This window comes from Pseudomonas fluorescens, from assembly GCF_902497855.1.
Taxonomy (GTDB): Bacteria; Pseudomonadota; Gammaproteobacteria; order Pseudomonadales; family Pseudomonadaceae; genus Aquipseudomonas; species Aquipseudomonas fluorescens_BI.
In genome coordinates, this window is sequence record NZ_CABVHU010000033.1 from 1 (window position 1) to 19,185 (window position 19,185).

Sequence of the window (19,185 nt, forward strand, 5' to 3'; positions counted from 1 at the left end):
TCGAGCACCATGCTGGCAGCATGCAGCTTGAACTCGCGGGTATAGACCTTTCTTTCGTTCATGAAACCTCCAAGTTGGCGAAATCATATCGCCCTTAAGAGGTGTCCGGAATTATTAGGCCAGTTCAGCTTGCTCCGGTAGAAACCGGGGACATCCCTTACGTTTTAAACCGAAGATCCCTTGTAGGAGCTGGCTTGCCGGCGAAAGCAGTCTGCCAGTCGCTGCGATGCTGGATGTGCCGCCGCCTTCGCCAGCAAGCCGGCTCCTACACGGGATCGGTTGCGTCCATTGATTGCGTGCTCACCGAAGATCCCCTGTAGGAGCTGGCTTGCCGGCGAAAGCAGTCTGTCAGGCACTGCGATGCTGGATGTGCCGCCGCCTTCGCCAGCAAGCCGGCTCCTACACGGGATCGGTTGCGTCCATTGATTGCGTGCTCACCGAAGACCCCCTGTAGGAGCTGGCTTGCCGGCGAAAGCGGCCTGTCAGGCACTGCGATGTTGAATCTGCAGCCTCAGTGTGGAACGCCGAGTCTGGTGGCGATATCTTCGGGGTTGAGCTGCCGCCCATCGGCTGAAACCAGCTCGATTTTCCTGATCGGCTTGCGATCCCTTGCGTCGACCATGACCGATCCGGTTTCGCCGGGCTCGTACATGAATTCGTTGCCCCACTGCGACAGGGCAATGAGCACTGGCTGCAAGGCCCTTCCCTTCTCCGTCAACGCATATTCCTTGTAAATGCTGCCATCAGCGGCCGGCACCATTTGCATCACGCCTTCAGCCACCATGTGTTTAAGCCGCGTACTCAGAATGTTTTTCGCCACATCCAGGCTTTTCTGGAAATCGCTGAAACGCCGCGTCCCTGCGAGCGAATCGCGAATGATCAGCAACGACCACCAGTCGCCGATCAGATCAAGGGATCGGGCGACGGGACAGGGATTGCCCTGCAGGCTTTTGCGCTTCACTTCAATTATCTCCATCAAAGGGTCGCCGACAGTGTGGCTCAGGCGACATTCGGAAATGTGGTTGCATTATACAACCACTACTGATAAACATTACATTCACTGGTTTCATAATAAAACCAGAACACTGTGCCATGAAGCGTGTGCACATTCGCATCGACATCAGTGGTTGCATAATAGAACCACAGGAGCATCCAATGAAACTGGCTGGAAAAACTGCATTCATCACAGGCGGCAACAGCGGCCTGGGCCTGGCCACCGCAAAACTGTTCATCGCTGAAGGCGCCAGAGTCGCCATTACCGGGCGCAGTCAAAAAACCCTGGATGAAGCCCGCGAGGCGCTGGGTCCGAACCTGCTTGCGATCAAAGCCGACCTGACCGATGCCAGTGAAATCGAGCGTGCCGTAGCGGAGGCCGTCGCGGTGTTCGGCAACCTGGATATCGTGTTCGCCAACGCCGGCATCGCCGAGCTGACCCCTGTCGGGGGCACCCGGCTCGAGACGTTCCAGAACATCATCCAGACCAATATCACTGGCGTGTTCTTTACCGTACAGGCGGCCGAGCCACACCTCAGCCCGGGTGCCTCCATCATTTTGAACGGGTCGGTGCACGCGGTGATGGGCTGGCCGGGCTACAGCGCTTATGCAGCCTCCAAAGGCGCGGTGCGCTCCATGACCCGAGTCATGGCCGCAGAGTTCGCCCCCCGTGGCATCCGCGTCAATCAGATCACACCCGGGGCTGCGCGCACGCCGGTATGGAACCCCCTGGCCTCCAACTCGACTGAAATGGATGCACTGGAACAAAAGCTGAAAACCACTATCCCGCTCGGTCGTATTGGCGAAGCCGAAGAAGTCGCCACCGTTGCGTTGTTTCTCGCCTCCAGCGATTCCAGCAATGTCGTGGGTGCGGAGATCGTCGTCGATGGTGGTGCAATAGGCTCCCCTTTGGGCGCCCCTGCACACAGACAGAATTGGGAGGCGTAAATAACAGCGAGCGATAGAGCGCAGCGACTACTGCGCTCCATCGGTCGACTTTGCGCAAGGTCCAACCGACTCGTTCATCTTCGCAGCGGGCGTTTGCCCTTCAGACGCAGCGGCCAGTTCCCGCCGTTGGCACGCTGACATTCCTCTTCGGAATCGAACTGCACATGGGCCCAGACCGGACTGAGCGGAACCTGGGCTGCAGCCAACGCCTCGGCTGTCAGTTCAATCATGCGCCCACCCTGCCCGCTCGCCTGTGCCTGATCCTTTTGCGCCTGAGTCTCGAAGACCCAGACCACCCTCAGGCTGGAAGGAAATTCGGCGTAATCGACCTCGTGGGTCAGCCAGGCGAACCCGACCAATTCCGCCTTGGCCGTCTCGCACGCCTCGGTGAGGGTCTCGACCAGGCGACGTTCGATGTGCGCCTGCTCGCGTTTGCTTAAACTCATGCGGATCCTTTGTAACGGCAAAAAAACCCATCATACGATACCTGTGAACTCTCTTTGGCCTACTTCAATGGTGAGCATGCTTCATCCATTGCCGACGTCGATAGTCACCATCAACCCAATGAAGTTCTCTTAAAAACTGCGGGGCGTAACATCGCATCCATACCAACCAATAACTCCCCCGGAGCACACATCATGAAACGCCAAACCATCCTCAGCATCGCTTTCTCGGTTTTTGCACTTAACGCTTTTGCCGCTACTTCTACTCATCCGGTTGTCGCAGAAGGCGGCTCGGACCGTTTGATTGAAAGCCGTGTGGCTGAGGGTGGTTCGGATCGCTTGATCGAGAATCGCGTGGCTGCTGATGGTTCGGATCGTTTGATCGAGAATCGCGTGGCTGCTGATGGCTCGGATCGTCTGATCGAAAACCGCGTGGCTGCGGATGGTTCGGATCGTCTGCTCGAAAACCGCGTGGCTGCTGATGGCTCGGATCGTCTGATCGAAAACCGCGTGGCTGCGGATGGTTCGGATCGTCTGCTCGAAAACCGCGTGGCTGCGGATGGTTCGGATCGTCTGATCGAAAACCGCGTGGCTGCGGATGGTTCGGATCGTCTGATCGAAAACCGCGTGGCTGCGGATGGTTCGGATCGTCTGCTCGAAAACCGCGTGGCTGCGGATGGTTCGGATCGGTTGATCGAGAATCGCGTCGCTGCCGATGGCTCGGATCGTCTGATCGAAAATCGAGTTGCCGAAGGTGGTTCTGATCGTTTGATCGAAAGCCGTGCAGCATAAATGAATGGTTTTACCGCGACACTCAACGAAAAACCCGGCCTCGTCTGCCGGGTTTTTTTATACCTGCAATAACCTGCAGTTCATGGGATGCCCGGGCAATCGCCAAGATCGCCGCCTACCGTATTTACACAATCCCTGCATACAGCCAAATTGTGGAAAACGCCGAACCTGTAGGAGCCGGCTTGCCGGCGAAGACGTCTGCACGGGCACTGCAATGCTTGAGGCCGCCTTCGCTGGCAAGCCAGCTCCTACAAGGATCACTGGTGTGCAGATGGATTGTGGTCAACGCCGAACCCTGTAGGAGCCGGCTTGCCGGCGAAGACGTCTGCACGGGCACTGCAATGCTTGAGGCCGCCTTCGCTGGCAAGCCAGCTCCTACAAGGATCACTGGTGTGCAGATGGATTGTGGTCAACGCCGAACCCTGTAGGAGCCGGCTTGCCGGCGAAGACGTCTGCACGGGCACTGCAATGCTTGAGGCCGCCTTCGCTGGCAAGCCAGCTCCTACAAGGATCACTGGTGTGCAGATGGATTGTGGTCAACGCCGAACCCTGTAGGAGCCGGCTGCCGGCGAAGACGTCTGCACGGGCACTGCAAGGCTTGAGGCCGCCTTCGCTGGCAAGCCAGCTCCTACAAGGATCACTGGTGTGCAGATGGATTGTGGTCAACACCGAACCCTGTAGGAGCCGGCTTGCCGGCGAAGACGTCTGCACGGGCACTGTAAGGCTTGAGGCCGCCTTCGCTGGCAAGCCAGCTCCTACAAGGATCATTGGTGTGCAGATGGATTGTGGTCAACACCGAACCCTGTAGGAGCCGGCTTGCCGGCGAAGACGTCTGCACGGGCACTGCAATGCTTGAGGCCGCCTTCGCTGGCAAGCCAGCTCCTACAAGGGATCACTGGTGTGCAGATGGATTGTGGTCAACACGAACCCTGTAGGAGCCGGCTTGCCGGCGAAGACGTCTGCACGGGCACTGCAATGCTTGAGGCCGCCTTCGCTGGCAAGCCAGCTCCTACAAGGATCATTGGTGTGCAGATGGATTGTGGTCAACACCGAACCCTGTAGGAGCCGGCTTGCCGGCGAAGACGTCTGCACGGGCACTGCAATGCTTGAGGCCGCCTTCGCTGGCAAGCCAGCTCCTACAAAGATCACTGGTGTGCAGATGGATTGTGGTCAACACGAACCCTGTAGGAGCCGGCTTGCCGGCGAAGACGTCTGCACGGGCACTGCAAGGCTTGAGGCCGCCTTCGCTGGCAAGCCAGCTCCTACAAGGGATCACTGGTGTGCAGATGGATTGTGGTCAACACGAACCCTGTAGGAGCCGGCTTGCCGGCGAAGGCGTCTGCGTGGGCGCTGCAAGGCTTGAGATCGCCTTCTATGCTCATTCAGGAAAAACGCGTTATCGTTTACGACCATCGCGAGCAAGCTTGCTCCTACAGCCCCCACCCGACGGAGATACCCGTGACAGCTCTTACCGCCCGCGAGGTTTACCAGTCATTGCGCGACGCCGCCCTGGGCATTCGCCCTTTGCAGCGCCTCGGCGAACAGTCCGGGCCTGGCCTGATGCAGGTCGATATCGAAGGCTGGCGGCTGACCCTCGACGTCGACGGCAACCATTTGCGTCATTGCCAGCGTTGCCAGAGCCCGGACGGCCGCGAGGGCGTGTTCGACAGTTGGCAACGCACCGACCCCGTCAGCTTGCTCAGCACCTGGGAACTGACGCAAATCGAACGTCTGCTGGCTGAGCTCAAAACCTCGGTTTGACCGCCTTCCACTCCGGCTTGTAACGCTGCATCTGCTTCACGTCGTCGCGCTGGCGAATGCCGCAGGTCAGGTATTGGTCGTGCAGCTTGTCCAATTGATCGTGATCCAACTCCAGCCCCAACCCCGGTGCGCGGGTGATCTTCACGCAACCGTCGACGATCGGCAGCTTGCCGCCCTTGATCACCTCTTCATCCGGCTCCTGCCAGGGGTAATGGGTGTCGCAGGCATAATCGAGGTTGGGCACGGCTGCGGCGACATGCGCCATGGCCATCAGGCTGATGCCCAGGTGCGAGTTGGAATGCATCGAGACGCCCAGGCCAAAGGTCTGGCACATTTTCGCCAGCGCCTGGGTATCGCGCAGGCCACCCCAGTAATGGTGGTCGGCGAGCACGATCTGCACGCTGTTCAAGGCCACGCTGCGGCGAAATTCATCAAAGTCGGTGACCACCATGTTGGTCGCCAGCGGCAGCCCGGTGCGCTTGTGCAGTTCTGACATGCCGTCCAGGCCTGGTGTCGGGTCTTCGTAATACTGCAGGTCATCGCCGAGCAATTCGGCCATGCGAATCGAGGTTTCCAGCGACCAGTTGCCGTTCGGATCGATGCGCAGCGGGTAACCGGGAAAGGCTTTTTTCAGTGCCTTGATGCATGACACTTCATGATCGGGCGGCAGCGTGCCGGCCTTGAGCTTGATGCTCTTGAAGCCATAGGTCTCGATCATGCGCCGGGCCTGGGCGACGATCTGCGCTTCGTTCAGGGCTTCGCCCCAATTGTCCGGCTTGTAGGGTGAGTCGACGTGTTGGGCGTACTTGAAGAACAGATAGGCGCTGAACGGAATCTGATCGCGGATCGCACCGCCCAGCAAATCCACCAGGGGCACGTTCAATGAATGCGCCTGCAAATCCAGAAACGCCACTTCAAACGCCGAGTAGGCGTTGCTCACCGCTTTGCTGGCATGGGAGCCCGGCGCCAGTTCCGCACCGGCGATGCTCGCGGGTTTGTTCGCCGCCACGGTGGCCTGGACGATGCTGCGCAGTTGATTGAGGTTGAATGGATCGAGGCCGATCAGTTGCGATTGCAGTTGCTGCTGGATCGCCAGCGCCGGGGCATCGCCGTAGCTCTCCCCCAGCCCGATGTAGCCATTGTCGCTTTCGATCTCGATGATCGAGCGCAGCGCAAAGGGTTCGTGAATGCCACTGGCGTTGAGCAGCGGCGGGTCACGGAAGGCGATGGGGGTGACGGTGACTCGTTTGATTTTCAAGAGGCTGCTCCCTTTGCTTCTGGTTTCATGGCGGGGTGTTTTAGAGACTGTTGTGGGGTCGCGTTGTCGACGGCTTTACCGGTCAGCACGCGCAGTGCATCGCCACGCGGTGCCGTGCGGGCGAAAAAGATCACCACCGCCGCCACCAGCGAGGTGCCCGCCAGACCGTACAACCCGCCTTCGATGGAACCGGTGGTCTGCTCCAGGAAACCGAACGCGGTCGGGGCCACGAAGCCGCCGAGGTTGCCGATGGAGTTGATCAGGGCGATCACCGCCGCGGCGATGCGCGCATCCAGATAGCCTTGGGGAATCGGCCAGAACAGCGCCGAGGCGGCCTTGAAACCAATGGCGGCGAAGCAGATGGCGACGAAGGCGAAGACCGGCCCGCCAGTGGTCGACATGAACATGCCAAAGGAAGCGATCACCAATGTCACCGCCACCCACGCCTGCTGGTATTTCCACTTGCTCGCCATCGCGGCGAAGCCATACATCGCAATGATGGAAATGATCCACGGGATCGAGTTGAACAGGCCGACCTGGAAGTCGCCGAGGTTGCCCATTTTCTTGATCATGCTCGGCAGCCAGAACGTGGCGCCATAAATAGTCAGGGCGATGGAAAAATAGATGAAGCAAAACAACGCGATCTGCCTGTCCGCCAGCAGCTTGAACATCGAGGGCTTGACGGTCTGCACCGCTTCGCGAGCCTGTTGTTCCAGGGCGATGGCGCCGACCAGGGCCTCCTTCTCTTCGGCGCTGAGCCATTTCGCTTCCCGCGGATGGGATTGCAGCCAGAGCCAGACAAACCCGCACAGCACGATGGAGGCGAAGCCTTCGATCAGGAACATCCACTGCCAGCCGTGCAGGCTCATCCCGCTGACGTTGAGCAGCGCGCCCGACACCGGACCGGAGATCACCGAGGCAATGGCCGAGCCGCTGAGAAAGATCGCCATCGCCTTGCCGCGTTCGGTCGACGGCAGCCATTGGGTGAAGTAGTAAATGATGCCGGGGAAAAAGCCTGCTTCGGCTGCACCGAGGATAAAGCGCAGCACATAGAAACTGGTTTCGCCGCGGACAAAGGCCATGGTCATGGCGGCCGCGCCCCAGGTGAACATGATGCGCGTCAGCCAGGCGCGGGCACCGTAGCGTTGCAGCAGCATGTTGGAGGGCACCTCGAATATCGCGTAACCGATGAAGAACAGCCCGGCACCCAGGCCATAGGCCGCCGCGCCGATGCCGAGGTCGGTTTCCAGGTGGCTGCGCACGAAGCCGATGTTGACCCGGTCGATGTAGTTGACGATGAACATCACCACGAACAACGGCAGTACGTGGCGCTTGACCTTGGCCGCGGCGCGGGCAAGGACCGAAGGATCCGGCGGACTCTGGAGGGTATTCAAGGGGCGACTCCCGATCGTTGTTTTTTTAGGGGCAGGCCGATGATGGACGCCGACATTGATCCCGTCTAATCTAACTTGGCATTCGATTGATACCTGGATTAGATCAATGTTCGAACTGACTCAACTGCGCTGCTTCACCACGGTGGCGACCGAACTCAACTTCCGTCGCGCCGCCGAACGCCTGAACATGACCCAGCCGCCCCTCAGCCGACAGATTCAACTGCTGGAGCATCACCTCGGTGTCGAGCTGTTCACCCGCACCACCCGCAGCGTCGCCCTGACCGCCGCCGGGCGCGCATTCTTCATCGAAGCGCAAAACCTGCTGGAGCGGGCGCAGCAAGCCGCCGTCACCGCCCGGCGTTTTGCCGAGGGCGATATCGGCTCGGTCAATATCAGCTTCGTCGGCAGCGCGGTGTATGAGTTCCTGCCCAAGGTCATCACTGAAGCGCGCCTCAAGCAGCCCCATGTCAAAATCGACCTGTCGGAGATGAACACCTACCAACAGCACGAAGCCTTGCGCGCTCGCCGGATCGACCTGGGTATCGTCCGCGCGCCCTTGCTGGAGCCGGGCTACGCCACCGAGTGCCTGGTGCGCGAGCCATTCGTCCTGGCCGTTCCCGACAGCCATCCCCTGGCCACTGCCGACTGCGTGTCGGTCCAGGACCTCGATGCCCAGCCTTTTCTAATGTACTCCCACGCCGCCTATCCCCCGTTCAACGAACTGCTGACCGGCATGCTGCGCTCGGCCCGGGTGGCACCGGAGTACGTGCAATGGCTGGGTTCATCGCTGACCATCCTGGCCCTGGTCAATGCCGGCATGGGCCTGGCCCTGGTGCCGCGTTGCGCCAGCAGTGTGGTGTTCAAGAACGTGGTGTTTCGCGACATCGACCTGGGGGAAGGCGTGCAGAGCGAGCTGCATCTGATCTGGCGCGAGAACAATGACAACCCGGCCTTTGCGATGTTGCTGGAGGGGATTCGCCGGGCGGTAAGAGAAGGTTGGGGGACATGACCCTGTAGGAGCCGGCTTGCCGGCGAAGGCGGTCTCGAGCCTTGTAGCGGCCATGAAGACGCCTTCGCCGGCAAGCCGGCTCCTACAGGGGTTTGGCGTTTTCCACAATTGCGCGTCAGTTTTGCATGGCCGTTATGCGCATATTCGCCTTCAGAAAACTCATCAACTCGGCCGCCGCGGGCGACAGGCTATGGCCTTTGCGGCACAGGATTCCGATCTGACGTTCCACTTTCGGCTCTGAAAGCGGCAGAAACACCAGCTGTTCATTGCCCTGGGGAAATGCCAGGGATGGCAGTGTCGTGATGCCAATGCCTTGTTCGAGCATCGCGATCAGCGAAATCATGTTGGAGACGAACAACAGGCTGCTCTCCAGCAGCCCCGCCGCCGCGGTGCCTTCGAGCAAGCGCGAGGTGCCATTGCGCACCAGCGGATACGCCTGCAGGCTGGACCAGTGCAAGGCCCCGCCCGCCTCTACCAGCGGGTGATCATGACGGCAGACCACACCGACCTGATCACTCAGGATCGGCAGAAAATCAATGCGCTCATCGGGCATCCAGACACTGCTGATCGCGAAGTCCACCTGCCCCTGGAGCAACAGTTGCTGGACGCTGTCGGCATTACCGTCCTGAATGCTGATCTGCAGCTTCGGATGCTCGGCGACAAATCCCGCCAACAAATGCGGCAGCAACCGACTGGCCACCGACGGCACCGTGGCGATGCTGACCTGACCGATTTCATGTCGCGCCAGCAAACTCACCTCTCGCGCAATCCGGTCGTGATGCGCCAGCAGGTCCTGGAACAGCGGCAAACAGTGCTCGCCAAAGGGCGTCAGTTCGGTTTTGCCGCCTTTTTCAAAGAGGGCCTGGCCAAGCTTCTGTTCCAGCTCCCGCACCGCCAACGACAGCGCCGGCTGCGTGCGATAGGCCTGCTTGGCCGCGCCGTGAAAGCTTTTCAGCTGCGCGACCAGCACGAAGTAGCGTAATTGGGTGATCTTCAGCTCGGGCAACACGGTAAGTTTTCCTTATCATTTCATTTTTATTATTAATTTTTGTTTGCAGATTAATACTCTCATGATGGGAACCACGCAATCGGAGGTTCCCATGGCACTGCAACCCTGCAAAAACTACATCGCTGGACACTGGTGTGAAGGCCAGGCCGTTATCGCCAACCACAGCCCTTCGGATGTCGAAGACATCGTCGGCCACTATCACCAGGCGAGCACCGAACAAACCCTTGAGGCCATCGCTGCAGCCCGTGACGCCCAGCCACTGTGGGCAGCCACTGGCCTGGAGCAGCGGCAACAGGTGTTGATGGCCATCGGCAACGAGTTGATGGCGCGCAAGGACGAGCTGGGTGAGCTGCTCTCCCGCGAAGAAGGCAAACCGCTGGCCGAGGGTATCGGCGAAGTCAATCGCTCTGCCCAGTTCTTTCATTACTATGCCGCCGAAGTGCTGCGGCAGATGGGCGAGACGGCCGCGTCGGTGCGCCCTGGCATCGAGATTGAAGTGCAGCGCGAACCGGTCGGCGTGGTCGGCATCATCACCCCGTGGAATTTCCCGATGGCGACCGCTGCCTGGAAGATTGCCCCGGCCCTGGCCTTCGGTAACGCCGTGGTGTTCAAGCCGGCCAACCTGGTGCCCGCCAGCGCCTGGGCCCTGAGTGAAATCATCAGTCGCCAGGCGTTGCCGCCCGGCACCTTCAACCTGGTGATGGGCACTGGCGGTGTCGTGGGCGAAAGCCTGATCGAGTCGCCGGATATCGACGCGCTGACCTTCACCGGCTCACTGGCCACCGGACGCCGGGTGGCGGTTGCCACCGCCGGCAACCTGGTGCGCTGCCAGCTGGAAATGGGCAGCAAGAATGCGCTGGTGGTGCTGGATGACGCTGACCTGGAAATCGCCGTGGAATGCGCGTTGAACGGTGCCTTCTTCGGTACCGGGCAAAAATGCACCGCCTCGTCGCGGCTGATTGTCTGCGATGGTATCCACGACCGTTTTGTCGACGCACTGATTGCACGCATGCGTCAGCTGAAGGTCGGCCACGCCCTCGAACAAGGGGTGCAGATCGGCCCGGTGGCCGAAGCCCGGCAACTGGAACAGAACCTTCAATACCTGCAACTGGCCGCCGAAGAAGGCGCCACCCTGGTCGAAGGCGGCGAGTTGCTGGCGCTGGAGCCGGCCGGGCACTACATGCGTCCGGCACTGTTCATCAACAGCCATAACGGCATGCGCATCAACCGCGAAGAAGTCTTCGGCCCGATTGCCTGCGTGATCCGGGTCAGCGACTACGAACACGCCCTGGCGGTCTTGAACGACACCGAGTACGGCCTCACCGCCGGGATCATCACCCAGTCGCTACGTCATGCCAGCGATTTCAAACGCCGCGCCCGCACCGGCTGCGTGATGGTCAACCTGCCCACCGCCGGCACCGATTACCACGTGCCGTTTGGCGGGCGCAAAAACTCGAGCTTCGGTCCGCGCGAGCAAGGGCAATACGCCCGCGACTTCTACACCGTGGTCAAGACCACTTACGTGCGTCCCTGAATCGGAGATCACCATGCACGACTTATTGATGATCGATGGCCTGCAATACTCCAACTGGAACGAAGAGATCTTTCGCCAGATGCAGTCCGGCGGCCTGAGCGCGGTACACGCCACCATCGCCTACCACGAAAACGCCCGGGAAACCCTGTCGCGAATCGGCGAATGGAACCGGCGTTTCGAGACCTGGCCCGAGCTGATTCGCCCGGTGCGCGAGGCGGCGGATATTCGTCTGGCCCATCAGGAAGGCCGCGTCGGGATCTTCTTCGGCTTCCAGAATTGCTCGCCCATCGAAGACGACATCAGCCTGGTGGAAGTCTTCCGTCAGCTGGGCGTGCTGATCATGCAGCTCACTTATAACAACCAGAGCCTTCTGGCCAGCGGCTGCTATGAGAGCGAAGACAGCGGCATCAGCCGCTTCGGCCGCCAGGTAATCAGCGAGATGAACCGCGTCGGGATGCTGATCGACATGTCCCACAGCGCCGAGCGCAGCACCCTGCAAGCCATCGAGCTGTCGAGCCGGCCGGTGATCGTGTCCCATGCCAACCCGTCGAGCTTTCACGCCGCCAAACGCAACAAGTCCAACGCGGTACTGCGCGGCATCGCCGAGTCCGGCGGCCTGCTCGGTTTCAGCACTTACCCCTTCCACCTCAAGGGTGCGTCGGGCTGCACCCTCGAAGCGTTCTGCGACATGGTCGCCACGACCGCGGACTTGATGGGTGTCGAGCACATCGGCATCGGCACCGACCTGTGCCAGCAGCAACCACTGGGGGTACTCGAGTGGATGCGCAACGGGCGCTGGAGCAAGGACAAGGATTACGGCGAAGGCTCGAAGGATAACGCCAGCTGGCCGTCACCCCTGCAATGGTTCCGCGACAGCCGCGACTTCCCGGTCATCGCCCGGGGCCTGCAAGCCCGCGGCTTCGCCGAGGACGAGGTGCGCAACATCATGGGACTCAACTGGCTACGCCTGCTGGAAAGTGCCACCACCGCACAACACTGACGCCTGATATCAACCGTGAGGACAGCATGAAAAACAACAACAATAGCGTCCCGTTCATCTCCCCACTCGGCGATGGACAGCCTCAAGCGCGTATTTTGGAGGCATCATGAAAACCACCAGCACCTTGCAAGTCGACAGCCAGCCGCTGAACCTTGCCAAGCCGAAGAAAGACATCGACTGGCCGCTGTTTCTGATCAGTGGCGGCTTCCTCGGTGCGTTCCTGATCGCGGCGCTGATCGACATCGATGGCGTGTCGCTGCTGGTGAATACGCTGTTCGCCTGGTCGACCCGGTTCTTCGGGCTGTACTGGCAGATCCTGATGCTGTTGACCTTCGCCGTGAGCCTGTTCATCTGCTTCAGCAAATGCGGGCGGGTCCGGCTCGGCGGCGTCGACCAACGCCCCGACACCAGCACCTTCAACTGGATCGCGGTGATCATGTGCGCCCTGCTCGCCGGCGGTGGCGCCTTCTGGGCCGCGGCCGAACCGATGATGCATTTCGCCAGCCCGCCACCGCTGTTCGCCGGGGTGCAGCCACACACCGAGGCGGCGGCGCATGCGGCGCTCGCGCAGTCCTTCGTGCACTGGGGTTTTCTCGCCTGGGCCGTGCTGGGCAGCCTGCTGTCCATCGTGTTGATGCACCTGCATTACGACAAGGGCCTGCCGCTGGCACCGCGCACGCTCCTGTATCCATTGCTCGGCGAGCGCGCGCTCAAAGGCCCGATCGGCACCCTGGCGGACGCCACTTCCATTATCGCCGTGGTCGCCGGCACCATCGGCCCGATCGGCTTCCTCGGCCTGCAAATCAGCAGTGCCTTGCATTCGGTCTGGGGCATCCCCAATGACCTGACGGTGCAGTCGATCACCATTGTCCTGGTCACGGTGATGTACACCACCTCCTGCCTGGTCGGGCTCAAGGGCATCCGCTTCGTCAGCGAGATCAATGTCTGGCTGATGATCGGCCTGGCGATCTTCATGGTCGCGTTCGGGCCGACGATGTTTATCCTGGGCGGCTTCCCGTCGGCGTTCGCCTTGCACCTGGAACAGTTCATCCCGATGACGCTGTTCCGCGCCGATCCGAAATGGCTCGACTGGTGGACGGTGTTCTACTGGGGCTGGTTCATCGGCTATGCACCGATGGTCGCGCTCTATGTCGCCAAGATCTCCCGTGGCCGGACCATCCGCGAAGTGATCATGACTTTGTCGATCATCGCTCCCATCGTGACCATGTTCTGGTTCACCGTGGTCGGCGGGACCGGCATCGGCCTGGAACTGCAAACCCCTGGCATCGTCACGGCCAATGGCGCACAACCCGAAGCCCTGTTGTTGGGGGTGACGCAAAACCTGCCCCTGGGTGGCCTGGTCTCCGCGCTGTTCCTGTTCCTGAGCTTCATCTCGGTCGCCACCAACGGCGATGCCATGGCGTTCACCGTGGCGATGGCCATGTCGAGCAATGACAAGCCGAAAAAATGGCTGAGGGCGTTCTGGGCCATCGGCATGGGGCTGGCCGCCGTGGTGCTGATCACTATCGGTTCCGGCGGGGTTACGGCCCTGCAATCCTTTATCGTGATTACCGCGGTGCCGGTGTCGCTGTTGATCTTGCCGTCGCTCTGGGATGCGCTGCGAATCGCCCGGCACATGGCTCGCGAACAGGCTGTCTGATGATGAATAGTTCAGGAATCGCAATGATGTCTTCGTCCCGCACCGACGCCGAACCACAACCGACCCCGCGCCCTGCGGCGCAGGTCATGGACCTGGATCGGCTGGGCAGTCACTTTCAAAGCCGGCTGAGTTTCGTGCGCAGCAGCATGCGGCGCATGATGAACGAGCAGTGGCGCATCCAGCGCACCTGCTTCGACCTGGATGCCGAAGGTTTTGGCACCGCCATCTACCGCATCGACACCGCCACCACGCATTACCACTGCGTGATTTTCTCGAATTACTTGCCGCCGGAAAAACGCAGCGACCGGGTGATTGCCGATCAGTGGGATGTCAGCTTCGTCCTGCTCGCCGGGGATGTCGATGAGCAGCAGCTGGCCGATCTGCGGCGCAACGTGCCCTTGCAGGAAGCCGGGCGCTTCGATGCCCGGGTGCTGGTGTTGTCCCGGGCCAACCGCAGCCTGCGCAACTTCGAGCGTTTTCTCGGGGCGCTGGCCGAAGGCTGTCAGCCAGACCCGCGGCAACTCGCCGAGGTGGGCTACCTGTATCGCACCACCGCCGTGTATGGCAACGGCAAGTTCGGCATCGCCGACTTCAGTTGCCTGCAAGGCAATGCCGACTTCACCCAACCCTTCAGCGCGCAGATGTTTACCGTGTACCTGCTCCGGCACTTCAGCATCGAACAAATAGAGCACATGGCCCGGGCGCGCAATCCGCAACGCGCGGTCGGGCTGGACATCGCCCTGCAACGCTATCTCGGGGTCGGCAATTCCACGGGATTGGGCATGGCGCCGTTCCTGATCAATCACCCACAGCTGGTCAATCAATGGTTGTGGGCCAGGGAAACCGCCCTGGCCCGGGTCCTCGCGCAGCCCGCCGATCTGCCCCGGGTGCAGCGCTTCCAGGCACTGCTGCAGCGCGCTTGCCAGCACCTGGCGCAAACCCGCACCGACGACCCGCGGCAAAGCGCGATCGACCGGCAGACCCTGGCCGAGCTTGGGCAACTGGCCGAGTGGTTCGACGGGCAGCCCGTCAGTACCGACCTGTGGCCGCGGGTGCAGGCCTGGGCCGAGCGGCACGGCGGTAACGGTTGCCAGGAATTGCTGGTGAGCCTGCTGCTGGAGCTGTACCCCGAACAGGTCGATCCGCTGGCCGAACAGATGTCGGTCAAGGAAGGCTTCCGACTCAATGCCGAGATGCCGCTGGATGAGTTGTGCGAACTGATAGAGAGCCGCTACCGCTGGGCACTCGACTATGACCTGAGCGCCGCCGAGGCCAACCATTTCTTCTGGTATCGCTCGGCGGAAAAGGAAGAACCACGCCTGGGCGAGCGCGCCATGGAACCGGGTGCCGAGAAGGAAATGCAGCTGGGCATCGCGCACAACATTCAACGCTGCCACCGCGCCCTCTCGGTCTACCGGGAACAGCATCCGCAGCAACTGACTGCGCATTTCCTGCTGGCCCAGCCGCAGTTCAAGGGCACCGTCTGCCGCTTGCAGGGCATGGACCGCTGCGCCTATGGGGAAATCCGCGCCAACCTGATGGACCGCGCCATGCTGCCGATCCACCTGCTGCGTTGCAAGCTGGCGTTCTTCGGTGCCGGCAAGTTCGATCCCAAGTCCAGTCGGTGGGTGCGCATCACCTTGTTCCAAGGCGCGCCGCTGGTCAGCGAGATTGGCCAACCCTTCGACGATGACTGGAATTTCGCCGTCATGCCCCCACTGGCAACCGCTGCCGGAGAACTCTGATATGCGTGTCTCGCTCAATGAAATCCAGGTGATCTGTCGCAAGGCTTTCGAAGGCATCGGCTTTGCCCCGGGTGATTGCGACGACGCCGCCGAGATGATCGCCTGGCTGCAATTGCAGGGGCTCGACGGTATCGGCGCGCTGAAAAAAGCCCTGGCCTTCCTCCACGATGAAGTCGATCGGCCGTTCGACACCTGTTACGAAGATGCCGCACAACTGACCCTCGATGCCCACGGCCAAAGCGTCTTGCGCTGCGCCGCCCAGGCCATCGAGCTGGGCGTGAGCAAGGCCCTGCGCGGCGGCAGTGCGCAGGTCCGGATCCGCCACTGCCACAACCGCATCCTGCTGCTTGGCTACCTGGCGCGCTGCACCGAACAGGGGCTGAACTTTTGCGTCTACTGGCGCGACGCCCGCCAGGAACTGGTCGCCACCCTGGCCGTCGGGCAAAGCACGCCGTCCTTGCGGGTCTACAAGTTGCCACCCTCCGCCCGCAGCGACGAGCAAAGCATCAATGTGTTGATCTCGCAGCACTTCACCCTGCTGCCACGGCTCAGCGCCGAGGACATCGGCGATCAGCCTTCCGTCGCTCGCCAGCTCGCCGCCGGCCTGGAGGTCGACGACGAGGTCTGGGTCATGTTGAAAAAACTCGGCGAACAGGTGCTGGTGGAAAGCACCGAAGAGTCCCGACGCCGCGGTGCCGGCGAAAGCAGCGACACCCGCTGAACATCATTAAGCCTGCTTTTAGGAAAACATCGATGAAATACGCCATCAAGACCGACCTCTTCGCCTCGCGCGCGCCCCTGGAATGGGCGGTGGTCGGCAACGGCACGCTGTACACCGCGCAGATCCCCATCGACCGCCAGGGCCAGGTGGTCCCCGGTGGCATCGAAGCGCAGACCCGGCAGACCCTGGACAACCTGCGCCATACCCTGGAGGCCGCCGGCAGCTCGCTGGATGCCGTGACCCAGGTGCTGATCTACGTCACCGACCGTCGTTACCTGGCCACGGTCAACGCGCTCTACACCGAGTACTTCCAGGCGCCCTACCCCAACCGCGCGGCCGTGGTGGTCGCCGGGCTGGCCAGGGAGGAGATGCTGGTGGAACTGGTGGTCTACGCGTGCATTGATTGAGCAGGTTCGGCGTCTTATTTGGGGCGCCGAATCGCCCTCACCTTGCCACTGTTGCCACCACCGCAGAAAAACCGGTCGCGGCCATCGGATTCCATTCCCGACACCCCGACGCCCTCTGGCAGTTTGAGGCTTTCCAGCACCTCGCCAGTGTGCGGATCGACTCGGCGCAATTCACTCTCGTCCTCTTCCCAGGTGCCATGCCACAGCTGCCCCTCGACCCAGGTCACCCCGGTGACAAAGCGGTTGGACTCGATCGTGCGCAAAATCTTCCCGGTTTCGGCATCGATCTGGTGAATTTTGCGATCGCGATAGCGACCGACCCATAGCGTGCCCTCGGCCCAGGTGAGCCCCGAATCATTACCGCCCCCCGGTGCCGGGATGCTGTTGAGCACCCGCCCGGTCTGCGGGTCGATTTTCTGGATGCGATCGGCGGCGATCTGAAACAGGTACTGGCCGTCGAAGGCCGTGCCCGCATCGGCGGTGACATCGATCGAGCGAAGGGTCTGGCCGCTTTCCGGGTCCAGGGCGTTGAGTTTTTCGCCGCTGGCGAACCAGACCTGGCGGCCGTCCCAGGTCAGGCCATGGACGGTGTCGACACCGGGAAACGGGCCATATTCACGCAGTATTTCAGCGGTTGAGCTTTTCATGCTGGCTTCCTCGTTTGCGGGTTGATGGCGTCCATCCTAGTCACTCGGCAGTGGCGCCGGGAGTAACAAGGTCGTCGCGAAACCCGGTATCGGCGGAGTCATCCAGCGCCGCGCGCGCCCACGCCCGAATGCCTGCACCCTGCCGGCCGCCGCCAGCGCTTCGAGGATGCGCTGCACGGTGCGCTGACTGGCGCCGAGGGCCAGCGCCAGGGCGGAACTCGACCATGATTCGCCGTCGGCGAGGAAGGCGAACACCGCGGAAAACTTCTTGTCGACCGGTGGCGCCAGCACTACGACGTCGGCTGAGACCAACGGCACCAGGGCAAATCCGCGCGGGGTCGCCATCACACCGGCCAAGGGTTTGAGCGCCGCCCGCAGCCGGCCGATTTCGACACGCAAGCGGGCGCGATGGGATTGGTCCGTCAGTTTCAAGCGAAAGGCCCCGGCGATCAGCGCTTCGCGCGACACGCCGCCGGGCCAGGTCTCGGCCATCATTCGAGCCAGGGTGAACAGCACCGGACGGGTTGGCAGGGACACCGACATCCCGGCGCCCCGTACGCTGTAACGACACGCATCCACCACCAGTGACGTTGAGGCCAGCAGTGCTTCAACCTCATCCAGCATCAGGGGCCGCTCTTCACCGTGGACGATCAGGCGCGCGGCGGGCGTGTCGAGGATGAGCGCAGCGTTTTCGACCTCGGCGGTCAGTGCCGGGATAGCGGCCAATTCGGCAGCATGCCGGGCTCGTGCCAGGGCATTGTGCGCCGACTGCGATTGCAGGCGGCGGATGGCAATCCCCGCCACCACCAGTTCATGGGCGGCGCGCAACACCGGCGGTAGCGGTGCCGGATCGAGCGCGGCGAGCAAGGCTTCAGCCTCGTCGAGCCGGCCGATCAGCAGCAAGCGCCGGATCTGCAGGTAGCGCGCATGGGCCGCGTTGACCCGATCGCCATGAGCCTCGAGCGTCACCCGCGCCGTATCAAGCGCCTTCACCGGCCAGCCCAGGTCCCGCGAAGCGAGGGCGATCTCGGCCTCGGCGACCACACACCGCGCCCGGGCCACCGCCTCTTTCGTCCCAAAGGCCCGCGCCGCACTTTTCACCAGCGCCCTGGCCCGCACCAGGTCGCCAAGCTGCGCCATGGCGATGCCCCGCAATGCCAGCGCCGGCGCGTCGTCGCGCAACGCCACCCGGTCCAGCGCCCCGAGCGGATCCCCCGCCGCCAGTGCGCGTGCCGCCGCGGTGATCAATGAATCCATGTGTTGTGCGCCATAGCTGTCACTCCCGCCGAGCGATACCCGGGTTTGAGTCTGATTCACGGAGTAAAGCATTCGCCGGTCCGGGCTATGCGGTTTTTATTGTCACGCTATCAACCCATACACAAAATCCATGCACGACAGTGACCAACTGTAGGAGCTGGCTTGCCAGCGAAAGCGGCGTGTCAGCTGCAGTGATGTCGCCTGACACTCAGCCTTCGCTGGCAAGCCAGCTCCTACAGGGGATCTGTGGCGAACAAAGAATTCGTGCACGACAGCGACCAACTGTAGGAGCTGGCTTGCCAGCGAAGAGGCCCGGACAGTCACCAAAAAAAGCAAAAGTCATATGACCTCTTGTGCAATCCCCCATTCCACCCTCGCAAGCAATTACCCCCCCCAACCCCCAGCCCATAGCAATTCAACAAACTCCCCACCCTTGCCCGTCCAAACCAAATACGGTAAAACCCACAAAGTTGTCCCACAACACAAAAACAAAAACACGACACACCCCACAAAGCCAACAACCCCTACAAAACACGCCAATACACCCCCCACCCAACCAACAAACCCACCCCCCCCCCTCCACCCCCCCCCCCCCCCCACCCACCCC

At 61.6% G+C, this 19,185-nt stretch carries 16 protein-coding genes and 1 pseudogene; 10 read left to right on the forward strand and 7 right to left on the reverse strand.

The genetic code is table 11. The annotated features are described in order from the left end of the window. Positions 1-511: 511 nt before the first annotated feature. Positions 512-961 (reverse strand): winged helix-turn-helix transcriptional regulator, encoded by a 450-nt coding sequence (locus tag F8N96_RS34055; protein WP_150801515.1) that lies wholly within the window; start codon positions 959-961, stop codon positions 512-514. Between the two features lie 194 nt (positions 962-1,155). On the opposite strand from F8N96_RS34055, the gene F8N96_RS34060 reads away from it, so the two are divergent. After that, positions 1,156-1,941: an SDR family oxidoreductase gene (locus F8N96_RS34060; RefSeq protein WP_150801516.1), complete on the forward strand. Its 786-nt coding sequence runs from the start codon at positions 1,156-1,158 to the stop codon at positions 1,939-1,941. A gap of 74 nt (positions 1,942-2,015) precedes the next feature. On the opposite strand, the gene F8N96_RS34065 is transcribed toward F8N96_RS34060, so the two are convergent. Then, complete coding sequence (locus F8N96_RS34065) at positions 2,016-2,387, reverse strand: hypothetical protein (protein WP_150801517.1); 372 nt, start codon at positions 2,385-2,387, stop codon at positions 2,016-2,018. Positions 2,388-2,579: 192 nt separating this feature from the next. Between F8N96_RS34065 and F8N96_RS34070 the strand changes: the two are divergent. Further along, positions 2,580-2,978: pseudogene (locus F8N96_RS34070) on the forward strand (hypothetical protein); the annotation flags it as partial. Between the two features lie 1,656 nt (positions 2,979-4,634). After that, the gene (locus F8N96_RS34075; RefSeq protein WP_150801519.1) at positions 4,635-4,937 is read left to right on the forward strand and encodes a hypothetical protein; all 303 of its coding nucleotides are present in this window, start codon (positions 4,635-4,637) and stop codon (positions 4,935-4,937) included. Here the strand turns inward: F8N96_RS34075 and F8N96_RS34080 are convergent. Beyond that, positions 4,921-6,195 (reverse strand): glucarate dehydratase family protein, encoded by a 1,275-nt coding sequence (locus tag F8N96_RS34080; RefSeq protein WP_150801520.1) that lies wholly within the window; start codon positions 6,193-6,195, stop codon positions 4,921-4,923. The genes F8N96_RS34075 and F8N96_RS34080 overlap by 17 nt on opposite strands. Continuing rightward, positions 6,192-7,589, reverse strand: a complete 1,398-nt coding sequence (locus tag F8N96_RS34085) for an MFS transporter (RefSeq protein ID WP_150801521.1) — start codon at positions 7,587-7,589, stop codon at positions 6,192-6,194. Before F8N96_RS34085 ends, F8N96_RS34080 begins: the two co-directional genes overlap by 4 nt. A 106-nt stretch (positions 7,590-7,695) precedes the next feature. Here F8N96_RS34085 and F8N96_RS34090 point away from each other — a divergent pair, with 106 nt between their 5' ends. Continuing rightward, a complete protein-coding gene (locus F8N96_RS34090; protein ID WP_150801522.1) occupies positions 7,696-8,598 on the forward strand; it encodes a LysR substrate-binding domain-containing protein in 903 nt (300 codons plus the stop codon). 115 nt (positions 8,599-8,713) lie between these two features. On the opposite strand, the gene F8N96_RS34095 is transcribed toward F8N96_RS34090, so the two are convergent. After that, a complete protein-coding gene (locus F8N96_RS34095; protein WP_150801523.1) occupies positions 8,714-9,607 on the reverse strand; it encodes a LysR family transcriptional regulator in 894 nt (297 codons plus the stop codon). A gap of 91 nt (positions 9,608-9,698) precedes the next feature. Here F8N96_RS34095 and F8N96_RS34100 point away from each other — a divergent pair, with 91 nt between their 5' ends. The 6 genes from F8N96_RS34100 to F8N96_RS34125 all read left to right on the forward strand — a co-directional run bounded on the left by F8N96_RS34100 (position 9,699) and on the right by F8N96_RS34125 (position 16,674). Further along, positions 9,699-11,141, forward strand: a complete 1,443-nt coding sequence (locus tag F8N96_RS34100; RefSeq protein WP_150801524.1) for an aldehyde dehydrogenase family protein — start codon at positions 9,699-9,701, stop codon at positions 11,139-11,141. A gap of 13 nt (positions 11,142-11,154) precedes the next feature. Further along, positions 11,155-12,141 (forward strand): dipeptidase, encoded by a 987-nt coding sequence (locus F8N96_RS34105; RefSeq protein WP_150801525.1) that lies wholly within the window; start codon positions 11,155-11,157, stop codon positions 12,139-12,141. 106 nt (positions 12,142-12,247) lie between these two features. Then, the gene (locus F8N96_RS34110; RefSeq protein ID WP_150801526.1) at positions 12,248-13,801 is read left to right on the forward strand and encodes a BCCT family transporter; all 1,554 of its coding nucleotides are present in this window, start codon (positions 12,248-12,250) and stop codon (positions 13,799-13,801) included. 26 nt (positions 13,802-13,827) lie between these two features. Beyond that, positions 13,828-15,546: a hypothetical protein gene (locus tag F8N96_RS34115; RefSeq protein WP_150801530.1), complete on the forward strand. Its 1,719-nt coding sequence runs from the start codon at positions 13,828-13,830 to the stop codon at positions 15,544-15,546. 1 nt (position 15,547) lies between these two features. After that, a complete protein-coding gene (locus F8N96_RS34120) occupies positions 15,548-16,267 on the forward strand; it encodes a DUF3726 domain-containing protein (RefSeq protein ID WP_150801527.1) in 720 nt (239 codons plus the stop codon). A gap of 32 nt (positions 16,268-16,299) precedes the next feature. After that, the gene (locus tag F8N96_RS34125) at positions 16,300-16,674 is read left to right on the forward strand and encodes a RidA family protein (protein ID WP_150801528.1); all 375 of its coding nucleotides are present in this window, start codon (positions 16,300-16,302) and stop codon (positions 16,672-16,674) included. Positions 16,675-16,688: 14 nt separating this feature from the next. Here F8N96_RS34125 and F8N96_RS34130 read toward each other — a convergent pair whose 3' ends face one another. Then, positions 16,689-17,321: a glutaminyl-peptide cyclotransferase gene (locus tag F8N96_RS34130; RefSeq protein ID WP_150801529.1), complete on the reverse strand. Its 633-nt coding sequence runs from the start codon at positions 17,319-17,321 to the stop codon at positions 16,689-16,691. Between the two features lie 36 nt (positions 17,322-17,357). Further along, positions 17,358-18,578 (reverse strand): helix-turn-helix domain-containing protein, encoded by a 1,221-nt coding sequence (locus F8N96_RS34135; RefSeq protein ID WP_150801531.1) that lies wholly within the window; start codon positions 18,576-18,578, stop codon positions 17,358-17,360. Positions 18,579-19,185: the final 607 nt, after the last annotated feature.